General features: G+C 65.3%; 9 protein-coding genes. 1 reads left to right on the top strand and 8 read right to left on the bottom strand.

The window, feature by feature from the left end; all coding sequences use genetic code 11:
• Positions 1-6 precede the first annotated feature (6 nt).
• Positions 7-2,187, top strand: coding sequence for a hypothetical protein (locus PV419_RS49480; RefSeq protein WP_319700533.1), 2,181 nt, complete (start codon positions 7-9; stop codon positions 2,185-2,187).
• A gap of 219 nt (positions 2,188-2,406) precedes the next feature.
• Here PV419_RS49480 and PV419_RS49475 read toward each other — a convergent pair whose 3' ends face one another.
• From PV419_RS49475 to PV419_RS49440, 8 genes are all read right to left on the bottom strand, one after another.
• A complete protein-coding gene (locus PV419_RS49475; protein ID WP_319700531.1) occupies positions 2,407-2,712 on the bottom strand; it encodes a WXG100 family type VII secretion target in 306 nt (101 codons plus the stop codon).
• Between the two features lie 83 nt (positions 2,713-2,795).
• Complete coding sequence (locus PV419_RS49470) at positions 2,796-3,200, bottom strand: hypothetical protein (RefSeq protein ID WP_319700529.1); 405 nt, start codon at positions 3,198-3,200, stop codon at positions 2,796-2,798.
• Positions 3,201-3,457: 257 nt separating this feature from the next.
• Complete coding sequence (locus PV419_RS49465; protein WP_319700527.1) at positions 3,458-4,585, bottom strand: S8 family serine peptidase; 1,128 nt, start codon at positions 4,583-4,585, stop codon at positions 3,458-3,460.
• 1,822 nt (positions 4,586-6,407) lie between these two features.
• Positions 6,408-6,881, bottom strand: coding sequence for a hypothetical protein (locus tag PV419_RS49460; protein WP_319700525.1), 474 nt, complete (start codon positions 6,879-6,881; stop codon positions 6,408-6,410).
• 278 nt (positions 6,882-7,159) lie between these two features.
• Positions 7,160-7,696, bottom strand: a complete 537-nt coding sequence (locus PV419_RS49455) for a hypothetical protein (RefSeq protein WP_319700523.1) — start codon at positions 7,694-7,696, stop codon at positions 7,160-7,162.
• 64 nt (positions 7,697-7,760) lie between these two features.
• Positions 7,761-9,920 (bottom strand): protein kinase domain-containing protein, encoded by a 2,160-nt coding sequence (locus tag PV419_RS49450; protein ID WP_319700521.1) that lies wholly within the window; start codon positions 9,918-9,920, stop codon positions 7,761-7,763.
• A gap of 18 nt (positions 9,921-9,938) precedes the next feature.
• Positions 9,939-12,182, bottom strand: a complete 2,244-nt coding sequence (locus PV419_RS49445; RefSeq protein ID WP_319700519.1) for a protein kinase domain-containing protein — start codon at positions 12,180-12,182, stop codon at positions 9,939-9,941.
• A gap of 43 nt (positions 12,183-12,225) precedes the next feature.
• Complete coding sequence (locus PV419_RS49440; protein WP_319700517.1) at positions 12,226-13,311, bottom strand: serine/threonine protein kinase; 1,086 nt, start codon at positions 13,309-13,311, stop codon at positions 12,226-12,228.
• Between the last annotated feature and the right edge of the window lie 83 nt (positions 13,312-13,394).

Here is a 13,394-nt window from a genome sequence, read left to right as displayed (position 1 = left end):
CAGGTCATGACCATCGACCTGTCCCTCCTCGAGACAGCCGCCACCAAGTGGGACGAGGCCGCCAAGAAGTTCGAGGCAGTTCAGAAGATCTACGACAGCAAGGTCAAGTCGGTCGGCCTCGACGGGAGCTGGACCGGCCAGGCCCAACTGGTCGCGCGTCCCAATATGCAGGTGACCGGCGAGCAGTTCACCGCGGCGCCCAAGGAGGCCCGCGCCATCGCCTCGGTCCTGCGGGATGCGCACAGCCAGTTCGTGGAACTGCGCGGGAAGGTGAAGTCGGCGGTCGCGGACGCCGTGAAGGCCGGCATGAAGGTCTCGGACGCCGGAATCGCGAGCTACGACTACTCCCAAGCCAGCGCCTCCGATGCCAATGCCGCGCGGCATGACCCGGAACTGCGCAACGTCGAGCAGTCATGGACCCGGTACATCGAGGCGGCGGTCAGGGCCGTCGACGACGCCGACCAGGGCGTCAAGCTCGCGCTCAAGGCAGCCGTGGCGGACCCCAACCTCGTCGACGCCGCGGTCAACGGGTTCAACGGCAAGGCGGAAGGCGACATCGAGAAGGTCGAGGCCAAGGAAGCCAAGGAGCTCGCGACCAAGCTCAACTCCGGCGACAAGCTCAGCGACAAGGAGATGGCCGAGTTCCAGCGGCTGTTCCGGGACAACGAGCACAACAAGGCATTCAGCCAGACGTTCCTGGCCGGCATCGGCGCCAAGGGCACCATCGAGCTGACCAACAAGTTCTTCGACCTCGCCAAGGGCGACGACAAGAAGAACTTCCGTGCCCTTGAGAAGGGCTTGGCCACCACCCTCGCCAGCGCCACCAAGTCTCCCTCCGATCCCTTTTACAAGAAGTGGCGGGAGGACCTCAAAAAAGCGGGCATCGAGAAGTACGACGTCGACGTCGTACACGACAAGATTGATATGAGCAAAGGGCACGGTCAGGGGGCCCGTGGCTACCAGAGCCTGGTCACGCTCATGAAGCAGGGCAAGGGGTACTCCTCCCGGTTCCTCTCCGACCTCACCGACGACATGATCGCGGCGGAGCGGAAGGACAAGAACATCTGGGATCTCTACGGCGAGTTCAGCGGCAAGGACGACGGCTGGTTCGCCAACGACCCAGTCGACGGCGCCCTCGATCTCATGAGCCGTGACCCCAAGACGGCCACCCAGTATCTCGACCCCAAGGCGGACGGCGGAAACGACCGGCTGAAATACCTGCTGCGGGACCGTGACTGGGACCTGCAGAACACCACAATCTGGCGTGGCAACATCGAGGTTGGGAGCGCTGACGCCTCTGAGGCGGACGTTCGCAGTGGGTTCGGTCGGGCACTGGAGGCGGCCGCCACCGGGAATGTCCCGGGCACTGACCACACCCTCGGCTATCACACCGACGCCGAGGCCCGGGTGATGCACAACACCATCAAGATCCTTGACGACGGCCGGAGTGGAGCTGATATACCCGCCGGGCTGCGCACAAACTTGGGCCACATGCTCGTCGACTACACGCCCGAAACCCACGAGATCCTGACCGGCACCGGTCCATACATGGACAAGGACGGCGTGTGGCACGACGGCACGGGCGGCAAGGACGCCCACATGTCCGTACCGAAGGAAAGCCTCACCCGCATCATGCGTGGCGTGGCGGAGGACGGTAAGGCATTCGGCGAGATGTACGACGCCGAGCGGTACTACTCCGCGGGGACGCTGTCCAAGACGGACTTCAGCAATCCCAACGAACGTGCCGCAGCCATCGAAGGGGCGTCGCACGTCTTCGGTTTCTATGATGGCATCAGCTCCGACATCGTGCGCGACAAGAAGAACGACGCCATCTCGTGGGCAAACCATTTCCAGACAGCCGAATTCGTCATCACCGGAGGCCTGCAGGCCGGCGCGAGCGCGCTCAAGGGGCAGCCGACCGGGTTTATTACGGATGCCGCCTATCGCATTCTTTACGCAGGCGTCTACGACTGGAAAGAAGACCAGATCGCCCAGGCGAATGCCGCGGCGGCCCAGGAGACCGAGTATCACTTCACAACGGGCCAGAAGCAAGTGAACCATATGGTCTCGGGGTGGGCCCAGGAGAACGGTCACGGCATCAACAGCGGGCTGTCACGCCATCTAGTCGGCTCCGGACAGGAACGTTACGACAGCGCACGGACGGAAGCCCTGATTTATCTGGATTGATGAGCCGATGAGCCGCTCAGCCAGCAAACCGCTCGGCTGGGCGAGCTCACATGCCTGCGTCTGTCACTCGGTCCCCGGTAGGAGATTTTGCCTACCTGGCGGCTTCTGCATGTGATGCGATGATCGCACACTGTCCAGCACATGTGCGGACTCCGTGAGAACGCCGATGGGGTGGGCGGCGGTGTGACCGCTGCCCACCCCATCGCGGAGGCGAATCGCTCAGTAACCCAGGCTGAACAGCTTAGACGCCTTCACATCGGTCTCGCGGTACGAGTCCTTACCCGACTCGACCAGAGCCGCGACCTTCGTCACGAGACCCTGAATGTGGTCAGCCCGGGCCTGGAACTGCTTCTCAGCCGCGAGCATGGCCTGGTGGGCCTCGCCTTCCCAGCCCTCGGTGACCCTCTTCACGGCCCCCTGGATGTCTTCCATCTCCTTGCGGACGTTGCTGGCCGCCGTGCGGAGCTGAGTGGCGAGCTGCTGTACCGACTCGTAATCGACGAGGATTCCGTCTTGCAGTGACACTTGTCCCCCAACGTGGGTAGTTCTGTTGCGTGGTTGTTGTCAGCCGGAGCAGGGGTGCCGTCAAGCACCCCTATTCCTATGGCTTAGAAGCCGTCGACCTTCGAGTGCGAAGCGATCGGGGCGTCCGTGCCGGCGCCGAGGCCGCCCACGCTGCTGCCCGGGGTGATGTGTCCGCCGGCGGCGGAGCCGTTGACGTCGATGCCCTTCAGCTGGCTGGCGATGTCGTCGTCGTTCGCGCCACCGGTACGGTGGGTCAGGGCCACAGCCTCGCGGATGCCTTCGACCAGGCGGCGGACGGCGTCGTGGTCCTGCTCGAGGTCCATCTGCGCCTTCTTGAAGGCGCCGGCGCCCGCGCCCTGCCAACCCGCGTCCACCGTGGCGAGGATATCCGCCATGAGCTTCATGTTGGTACCGAAGCCAGTGATGGACTGGTCGAGCTCCTGCGTGAATTTCTGGAACGCGGAGTCACTAACCCGCTGCTTGCTCATTTTCCACCTTCCCCCATGAAGTGTTGGTGAGTTGACATGGGGTTTTCGCTCTTCAACTCACCGCTGTGCGCGAATCCCTTGGGATTCATCGTACTGCTTACAGGTGTCCTACACATTGTAGTAAGCGTCCGCAACACCTCGCTCAACGTTCACAGTTATTTCATTTGTTGAACGAGAGCTCGGTGCTGGGCAACACCCCAGCTCCCTGGGGGTGTCTTGGCGGAGTACCCAGTCCGGTAGCCAGCAGTGGCAACTGGTCATAGGCCGACCGATGCATTGCCGCGACGGCGGACGAGCACGATGACGACGGCGGCCGCTAGGAGGACGGCGATGCCTGCGCCAATGGCGATCCAGAGGGTACTGCTACTGTCGTCGTTTTTCTTGGGCTCCGAGACGGTTTTCTTGTCGCCTCTTTTGTCGTCGGTGGCCGTGGGCGTCGACTGTGGGTTGGTGCTTGGGGACGCCGAGGAGGGGGCGGAGGCCGATGCGGAGGGATCCGGCTTCGTCGCGCCCTCGCGGGCTAGGAGGGGGTTGACGCTGGCGGGACCGGGGTCTCCCTCGCCGTCGAGGAGGACCTTACGGGGGCGGATGGAGCCGTAGCCGACGTAGATGCTGGGGATGTCGCCGGTGGTGGGCTTGGCGGCGGTCTGCATCATGACACGTAGGACCTGATTGTTGGTCCACTTGGGGTGCTCGGCCCAGATGAGAGCTGCGGACGCGGAAGCGATGGCGGTGGCTTGGCTGGTGCCCCATGAGTTGCACAGTCCCTTGGACTTCGTGCAGTAGGTGGTCATATCAACTCCTGGTGCCACCAGCGCCACTTGATGGCCAGCAGTAGACCACTTGGCTACGTTACCGGAGCTGTCAATCGCGCCTACGCCAACGACCCCGGAAAGCCCGGCAGGTTGCTCGACCAAATTGTCCGAGTCTCCACTATTTCCCGAAGAAGCAAAGAGCAGGCTTCCTTTTTTGAGCGCATACTTAACAGCCGCTTGAGTGAGAGGAAACTGCTGAGCGAGCGCCTTTGCTCCCCATGAGATGTTGATGACCCGCGCACCATGGTCGGCGGCATATCGAATAGCCCTTTCCATAACCCCGTCGGCGGTATCTCCCCTCCCATCCACGACGTTCCTGATAGGAAGGATCTTAGCCTTCGGGGCAAGCCCGTGAATACCCCCGCCAGTGCCTGTACCAGCGATGAGAGCGGCCATGTTGGTGCCATGACCGTCCGTGTCCTGACGGGGGTTCTTCGGCGTGGTCGATGCGTCTGAACCTTGCAGCACCTTGCCACGCAGCTCCGGCAGCGAGGAGTCGACCCCTGAATCAATGACGGCGACAGTTACCCCTTCCCCCTGGCTCACCCTCCACATCTTGTCCGCTTTCATTGCGGTGAGATACCACTGTCGCGAGCGGACATCCTGCGCCTCTGCGGCCGGGGCTATACCACCCGCAGAAACGAGTACAGCGCCGAATAGAGCCAACAAGGCTCGACGCCGTACTCCAAGGGATGAAGGCAGCATGTAGTGGTTACTCCTCGCGTGAGCAGCTTTTCTGCGGGCTATTCGATGACAGGCGGAACGGTGTTACGCCGCCCACCTGTCCAAGTTTCTTCATCTTCTTCGAGATAGTCCGGCCTGGCCCCGGCGTTGCGCTGGTTGCCGTTGTGCGGAAGAGATGTGGAGTGTGGCGCAGCTGCAGGGCCGTGGTTCCCACGCACAAGCCCCGATCCCCCCTGAGTGAACTCGGAACGCCCCTCGCGCGGGACACGCGGTCCCCCCATGACACCACCAGGCTCCGATGTCAACCGCCGGCCCGAGCCTGTGCCGCCGGGAGCATGCACGCTGCCGTCGACCGGGTGAACTCCCGCCCCCAGAGGCCCACGAGGCAGAACACCGCGCTCCTCCCCCACGACCGTGCTGCGGGGCAAACCCCGTGCAGCGGGGTTCGTTCCCTTCGGGCGGTCAACCATGCCTCCGGGCTCCGACCCGAGTCGTCGTCCGGGACCGTTGGCACCGGCGGGGGTGGGACCGTGGTTGAAGTAACCACCCGGTCCGATGGGGCCACGTGCCATCGGGGCGTGCGGTTCCTCACCAACCACCATGCCCCGCGGAATCCGGGGTGCGTTGGTCGGCCCGACATTGCGCTTCCCTCCGACGATTCCATCATTCGTCGGAATACGTGGGGGCACACTGGAAGTCCGCGGTGTGCTTGGTGCGGTCGGGGGGAGCTTGCCCAGTTGCCCGGGCCCTGGAATCGGTGCAGTTCGGCTAACAGGCGGGCCAGTGGGGATGACCGGCCGCGGCCCTGGGAAGCCGGTGACCGGGGGCATCGTGGGGCCGTTCGATGGGACGTTGGGAACGTCGGGCATCGGAGGAAGAGTGCTGGGCCTGTTGATCGTGTTTGGCGCCGGGGGGGCCTTGACGGAGTCGATGGCTGTGTTGGTCGGATCCGGAATGCCTACCCCGGAGATCACACCGCCGCCGTGCGGGGTCACAGGTGTGTGGGGGCTCACTTCAGCCGGGTGTACTGGCGCAGCCTTCGGCCCCGTGACGCTGTGGCTAGCGGCGGAAAGCGGCGCAGCGTAGGCAGCACTTGGGCCGGCTGATGTTGTCGCTACGGACGACGAAGCCCCAAGAGGAGTCTCGCCTCCCTCTCTGCCGCCTCCCTGGACCAACTCCTTCGGAAGGACGGGAAAGTTCGGCTCCACAAGTGCCTTGTCCAGATACGAGTGCGCCGTCTCGTAGTACGAGTCCAGCTTGGCGATCTGTTTGATGGCCTCTTGCCGGTCGGGCTCGTTCTTCAGCCGAGCCTTCTCCTTCTCCTCATCCACATAACACATGGGAACCAGCTTCGCCCCGGGAGAGGTTGGCTTCGGTATAGACGACTTGACGTCGGCCAGCCCCAAGGCAGCGACGCCTATGTTGTTGCCAACCCCCCACGTGTAGCTGGCCAAGCTCAGAGTCTGCTTGGACAGCTCTTCGACCCAATCACGGAAGGCGTCGGCTCCCTCGCCTTTCCATTTGACGTTGTCAGCGTGTGCCCGCATCTCGTCGGCGATGGCAGTCAAATCGGTCCATGCGGCCATCAGCGCAGAACTGGCATCGCTCAACTTGGTCGAGTCGGCGCCCTGCACTATTTGGTAGAGCCGATAGTGGCTCATCGCCTCGTATTTGCTGGAACTTTCCTCACTCATCTGGACTTACCCCCTCAGCTTGCGTCCGGGCCAACGGACTTACCGTCCTGCGACGAGTTGCCCGGCGCTCCCGACTGACCGGTATTCGGGGCACGGTAGTACTTCTGCGCCTCGGCCTGGATCTCCTGCATGCGGCGCCTTTGCTCGGCGTCCATGCCGTCGTATCCCTTTTCGGCGATCAGGGCCGTGAGGCCCATTGCCTCAAGCTGGTCACCGAAGGTCTTGGAGTAGATTTTGATCTTCTCGTGCACCTGGGCGTACAGCTCAGACAATTTATCGGCAGACGTGAGGGTGCCGTCGTCGTAGACGGTCCGGGAGATGGTTTGCTCATCAAGTTTCGTCTTGGACGCAGGCGACTTCTCAAGATCGGACAAAACCTTGTCAATCCGGCTCTTGAACTTCGCGAGGGTCTCAGCTTCCTTGGCCATGCCCTTGCCAAACAAGTGCGACTGTGGAGCCGAACCGCCTGGGTCGACTGGTTTCGCCACCGCATCCTCCCCGTATGACACCAACGATGTCCTGAACCACTCTAGCGATCCCGCCTGCGTGGCCCAACTATCATATGGTCAAGCTGGATCGACGAGTCTGTAACAGATCGCCGCCCGGCGGACCTCGCAGATCCACCCCTGCGTCAGCCGTAGACCTGCGCTCACGCTACAGCGACCATCGCTCCTAGCGGCTCCCGGGGTTCTCGCTGGTAAAGCCACACTTCTCCTCTCGATTGACGCGATCAGTCCCAGTTTCAACCTTTCTCGGTAATGCTTCGCTACGGTTGGTGATCTTCACTCAGGTGATCGGCGACATCGGTGGACGCCGTCAACCCCGGGCGGGTGACAGCCTTGAACGCCGCATCACCGTCGGCGGGTTCACTGCTCTTGGGCTTCTTGATCGGGTGGTGGAAGACAGGCCCGGCGTTCTGGTAGCCAAGGTCGGCCAGGGCAGGCAGGCGACAGCCTGCCGAGCAGTCGGCCGTGGGCGTCGATGATGCCGCGCGCGCAGGGTTTCGTTGCCGCTGGTCGACACCTTTGGGGCCAGCGACCGCGACACGCGCAGTGCGGATCTCGGTGCCGCCCAGATTGAGGTCGCCCGGCCCGCACCGCACGCTCCAGCTCAGCGGGCAGGGCCCCTGTTTCCCGGCGGAGTTGGGCCAGCCAGATGCCGCAGACGCACCAGCGCAGCTGGAGTACCACCTACAACAGACGCCCATCGCACGTGTGCCCTGCGAGACCCGCCCGAGCCGTTCCCGGTGCGCGTGCAGCAGCGTCGCAACACGCTCAGCAATCTCCCTGCTTTCATCGACCACTGCGCGGAAGTATCACGCACCGGAACCGGCAGGCGGCCGAGAAGCCCGCATCGATCCCGTGATGTCAGAACACCGGCATCGCCGTCAATTTGCCGCCGTGCACCAGGAATACGCGGTTGCCCGAAGCCGCCATCCCCCAGCCGCCGCTGCCGTCCCGAGCATAGGTCCACGCCGGCTTACCCGTGTCCTTGTGCAGGACCGCGATGCCACCCGAATCAAGGCTATGCACATTCGCCCAAACGGTCTTCCCCTGGACTACAGGGGGATCGAGCTGCTGGAGGACATCGCCAAGAGAGCGTGTCCAGTCAGCCTTCCCGTCTCTTCTGTCGCGACGGCTGATCTCCTCGCCGTCCAGAGCGTACAGCGCATCGCCGTCGAGCACCGGCGCGCCCCAGCCTCCGTAAGTCTTCTTAAATTCGCTTTTTGCGGGCAAAGACCATATTTCTTCCCCACTCTGGAGCTTGCGGGCCGTCAGGGATTTACCGCCCAAATAGACGATCCCTTTGGAGACGGCAGGGGCGATGGGGAGGATGGCCACTGCCTGCCGCGGCAGCGTCCAGACTTGTTTCCCTGTGTGAGTGTCGAGTGCGACCACCTTGCCGTTTTGGCCGCAGAGAACCAAGCGTCCGCTGTCCGTCGCCGCCTCGGGCGGAGTGACTAGTGTGCACTCCACAGGCATCGGAACTGTCCAGCGGGTGGTGCGCGAGGCCATATCGAAGGCGCCTAGGAGGCTGACGTCGCTCTGTCTCCAGTCCCTCCTAGCCGTGAAATAGACGCTCTCGGCGTCTGCGGCGATGACATGGACGGCGTCGGCGGGGGCCGTCCACTTCTTCTCGCCGGTAGCACTGTCGAGGGCGAGAAGCCTTCCCGTACGGCCAACGGTTACAGGGCCAACGGTCACGACGAGTTCATCGGAGGGTGCGACATAGCGGGCGTACGAGCCTACGTCAGTGCCCCATTTACGTTTCCCGTCGATCACGTTATAGGCGCCCAGCGTGGTGCTTCCTCCATCATGGACCAAGACGAGATCGCGCACAGGCAGGGGCTGGACAACAACCGGGGAGGGGCCTTCCTGCGGGCCCCACAGCGATGGCGGCGTGGTTCCGTCCTCGTACTGCGAAGCCGTCAGACGCTTCGCGTCCCACGGCTTCGGTGGCGCCGTGCTCTCCTCTTCACTCGGTTTGCGGGCCTCCCCCTGCCCGCCGTCCTTGGAGAGCAGCCACCAGGCGAGTCCTCCGCCGCCCGCCGCCAATACGGTGCCGCCACCCGCCGCGAGCGCGGTGATGAGACGGCGCCGGGAGGGAGCGGAGGGAGTACGCACGTCAGGAACGCTGATCAGTTGCTTCGCGGCTGCCTCGCGCTGCTTGATGTCGGCAGCCAACTCTCCCAATTGCCAGATCTTTTTGGCACTGGGCTTGGTGCCTGACGATGTAGCGCAGGCCGCGGCGATCTGCGCGGGAATAGGGCGGTGAGCGGGGTCTTTGGCGAGGCACGGGGCGACGAGCACACGTATCGGCTCCGGTACCTCGGACAGGTTGGGCTCTCCGTGGACCACTTCGTACTGCACGGTCGCTACGTGTCCACCGTCGTATGCACGCTCTCCACTCGCCGCGTACACCAGCACCGCTCCCAGGGAGAAGACATCGGCGGGCGGGCCGACACGGTGCCCCAGCACTTGCTCCGGTGCGCCGTAACCAGGCGTGACCGGGATCTGGCCGGTGAGGGTGAGGGTGAGGCCGTGCTCGGGGCGCGCGATGCCGAAGTCGATGATGCGGGGACCCGAGGACGTCATCACGATGTTGGACGGCTTGAGATCACGGTGGACCAGCCCCGCGGCGTGAATGTCCTGGAGCGCACGGGCAAGGGCGGCGCCCAGTTCCCGGACACCTAGGTCGTCGAAGGGTCCGTACTCCTCGATGTGCTGGTCCAGCGTCGGCCCTGCCAGGAACTCAGTCGCCATCCAGGGCCAGCTTCCCTCGTACCACGCGCCGAGTACGCGCGCGACACCCATGCTGGTGACGGCCTGCGCGACCTGTGCCTCGCGGACAAAACGCTGAGCCATGTTCTGGTCATACGCCAGTTCCCGGCGGAGCACTTTGACCGCGGCGGCCCGGCCGGTGCCATCCCGCCCGAGGTAGACCCTGCCCATACCGCCGTCGCCGAGCACGGCCACGAGACGGTACGGACCGAGGCGAAGAGGGTCGCCGGGACCGAGGGGGTTCATGGGGCGAATGTCTTCCTGTCACTCGAAGGGGATGGCGCACACGAAATCGCCGCTCACCCACACCAGGGTGCGGGCACTGTCGTGGGCCACAAACGCACCGCCAAAATTGCCAGGCACACGGAGGGCCCAGGCAACTTTGCGTGTACGCAGGTCGACAGCGTCGATCTGCGCGTTGCCGTCGACGGCGACGTAAACATATTTTCTGCCGATGATGGGCGTGACAAGGAGATTGGGGGGTATGCCGCCCAGGCTCGCCTCCCACAAGAGCTTGCCACTGTCTGCCTCCACGGCGACGAGTCCGCGGGTCCCCTCGGCCACATACACCACGCCGTTCTTCACCGCAGGCCTGCCGTACGGACGCGTGCCCTTCTTGATCGCACCCTTGTCCCGGCCTTCACCGAACGCCCATGCCTTGTTTCCGTCGGAGAGCCGAAACGCGTAGAGCTGCCCGGTCCCGAAGTAGACGTACTGGTCGTCGGCCGCAAGTTGGCCTGGGTCAAGGAAAGACTGGGAGTCCAGATACTCCCTGGGCAGGTCCCAGGACCAGGCCAGCCGGCCCGTGCGGGTGTCCCGGGCGCCGACCCCGTCCACGGTGGTGTAACCCGTGATTCGCCGGGTGAGTGCAAGGCGGTTGCCGACGGCCTTGGCAACGATGCCGTCCCTGGAGGTATCCGGGAAATAGGCTCCCTTGAACGGCTGGCGCCAGAGTTCCTTGCCGCTTCGGAGATCGGCAGCCATCACATGCCAGCCCTTTTCGTTATCCACAGGGCCAGCCTTCCATTTTTTGGCGACCAGATAGATCACTCCGTCAGCGGCGGTCAACGGCTGCGCCTGCTCCGTGCGAGATCCGAAGAAGTCTCGGAACGGCCCTACCAGGGGCCGCGGCTTACCGTTCTCGAGGTCGATGGAGTGGACTGCCAGTCCTTCCGCGGAAGAGGTTTCGGGTATGAAGGCATAGGCTCGTTCGCCATCCGAGACGACTTGCCAGCGGATCCTTATCCCCTCGGCGGACCAAATTTCCCATTTGCGAATCCAGCGCTCTTCGCCGGTCTTCGCATCCAGCCCCACAAGACCGTCTCCGTTCATCACCAGGATCAGATCCCCGACGGGCATCGGAGCGAAGGTCTCGTCCGTGTTGTCGATCTTCGCCCACCACACGGCCTGTGACGGAACGTTCGCGGGGCGCGCGGTGGAGGTCGGCTTTGGGCCGCCGGTGTCACGGTGCTGTCCCCGCTGGGTCAGCCATGTCCATGTCCCGACTCCCACGGCGGCTGCGCCTAGGAACGAGCCGCCGGCGAGGGTCAGGAGCTTGCGTCTGGACATGCCGGGCCGGGGAGGCGCCTCATCGACGGAACCAGGTGGTGCGGGCAGCCGCGTGGGCTGGATCTGCCACACCTCTGTGGCCCGCCGGCCGATCTCCGCGAGGGCCGCCTCAGGCAAGTAGTCCGTGAACTCCCCTTCCTCATGGTTCAGCCGCCCAGCGAGCTCGGCCATGCCGGGGCGCTGAGCCGGATCCTTGCTCAGGCAGCGGGTCAGGATCGGCAGCAGCCCGGCGGGTACTCCGCCGAGATCGGGCTCCGCGAAGCGGACGCGGTAGAGCAGGTCGGCCGGCTGGCCGCTGCCGAAGGGGCCGTGTCCGGTGGCCGCGAAGATCAGTACGCCGGCGAGTGCGAACACATCGCCCGCGGAGGTGTGCTCCGCGCCCATCGCCTGCTCCGGCGACATGAAGGCCGGGGTGCCGGCGGTCACCCCCACACTGGTGAGCCTCTGGTCGCCGATGGCACGCGCGATACCGAAGTCGATGACCTTCGGCCCGAAGGCGGTGATCAGGATGTTGGACGGTTTGAGGTCACGGTGCACGACGTCCGAGCGGTGCAACTGCCCGAGCGCGGCGCACAGAGCGGCGCCAAGGGCCCGTACCGACCGTTCCGGGAGCGGGCCGCAGAGGGCGACGGTGTCGTCCAGGGGCGGGCCGAGTACGTACTCGGTGGCCAGCCAGGGGACGGCTGCGAAGGGGTCGGCGTCGACGACCTCGGCGCCGTACCGCTCTCCCATCACACGGGCGGCGTCGATCTCCAGCTGGAACCGGGAGCGGAACGTCGCCTGCGTGGCGATCCGTTCGTGCATGGTCTTCAGCGCGACCGTGCGCCCGCCCGGCGAGTGGCCCAGATAGACGGTGCCCATACCGCCGCCGCCAAGCCGGGCTATGAGCTGGAACGGCCCGAGCTGCTGGGGGTCGTCATGGGTCAGGGGAAGGGCCATCAGAAGTCGGTCCACAGTGAGGGCGCGGGGCGGCGCGCGGGCGTCATGAGGCAGGAGAGGCGGGGAAGCCAGGGGAGGGCGGGGGCGGGGACGCGGGCCCGAGAGCTGCCGACGAGTAGGGCTGCGGGGCAAGGACTTGGCTCACCATGCTGTTGGCGTCTAGGCCGGCGACTGGCCCGTACGGGCTCGGTGTCATGGTTTCTGTCGCCAGCAGGTCAGCGGACTGGCGGGCGAGTGCCGCGATGAGCCGCCCCGGCAGCCAGCCGGGACCGAGAGCCGCGGCTGCCCGGCTCATCCCGCCGTCCAGTACGGTCCCGTGTGACGCGGCCATGTGATGTGTGTGCGGACCGTGGGCGGATCCGGCGGTCCTCTCCGTGGGCATCAACTCGTTCAGCAGCTGGGCCGCTTGCGGCCTGGATGCGGCGTCCCGGGTGAGACACAGCGCGATCGTCCTGCGCAGTTCCTCCGGCAGTTCGCGCCGTTCGGGGACCAGGTGTCCGGTCGCGGCGTACGCCAGCACCGAGCCCAGGGCGTAGATGTCGCCCAGCGGGCGGGGCCGGCCACCCGCGATCTGCTCCGGGGGCAGACTGCCCGAGGCTAGCCCCGGCAGGCCCGATCTCTGCTCACCGTCCGGGGCCGCCGCCCGTACCGCGCCGAAGCAGGTCAGACGGGGGCCGTCGGTGGTGAGTAGCACCGTGGCGGGTGAGAGGCCGCCGTGTGTCACGCCCGAGGCGTGTAAGGCCGCGAGGGCCTCTGCGAGCGCGGCGCCCAGCGCGCGGACCGTGCGCTCCGGGAGGGGGCCGTGATGGGCGGCGACCCCGGCCGTGAGCGGTAGCGCGGGAAGGTACGGCACGGCGTACCAGGGAGCTCCGGCCGTGCCGCCGATCTCCACCACGGGGGCGATCCACGGCCCGGGCAGCCCTTGCCGGGCGGCCGCCGCCTCCGCGGCGAAGCGCCCTGCGTCCACGCCGGGCAGCGGCATGCTGATCACGACCGTACGGTTCCCGCCCGGCAGCCGTGCGATGAAGCGACGCTCCGGGACCGGCACTCGGCCGCCGTCCGCGTCGAACCGGGCAACGACGCCATATGGGCCGATCCGCCGAGGGTCGTCCGAGCGCAGCGGTTCCATGGATGACGATTCCCCCCTCGCGGAAGCCAGCGGAGCAACCTTACCTACGGGCCAGAACAACGAAGACCGCGACCGCCGACTGC

This window comes from Streptomyces sp. ME19-01-6 (assembly GCF_033793745.1).
GTDB lineage: Bacteria > Actinomycetota > Actinomycetes > Streptomycetales > Streptomycetaceae > Streptomyces.
This window is presented reverse-complemented; position numbering and strand designations above follow the sequence as displayed.

Bases quoted from the DNA above. Each gene is read 5' to 3' on its own strand.
- PV419_RS49480 (WP_319700533.1), top strand. From the start codon at position 7: ATGACCATCGACCTGTCCCTCCTCGAGACAGCCGCCACCAAGTGGGAC.
- PV419_RS49470 (WP_319700529.1), bottom strand. From the start codon at position 3,200: ATGAGCAAGCAGCGGGTTAGTGACTCCGCGTTCCAGAAATTCACGCAG.
- PV419_RS49465 (WP_319700527.1), bottom strand. From the start codon at position 4,585: ATGAAAGCGGACAAGATGTGGAGGGTGAGCCAGGGGGAAGGGGTAACT.
- PV419_RS49450 (WP_319700521.1), bottom strand. From the start codon at position 9,920: ATGAACCCCCTCGGTCCCGGCGACCCTCTTCGCCTCGGTCCGTACCGT.
- PV419_RS49445 (WP_319700519.1), bottom strand. From the start codon at position 12,182: ATGGCCCTTCCCCTGACCCATGACGACCCCCAGCAGCTCGGGCCGTTC.
- PV419_RS49440 (WP_319700517.1), bottom strand. From the start codon at position 13,311: ATGGAACCGCTGCGCTCGGACGACCCTCGGCGGATCGGCCCATATGGC.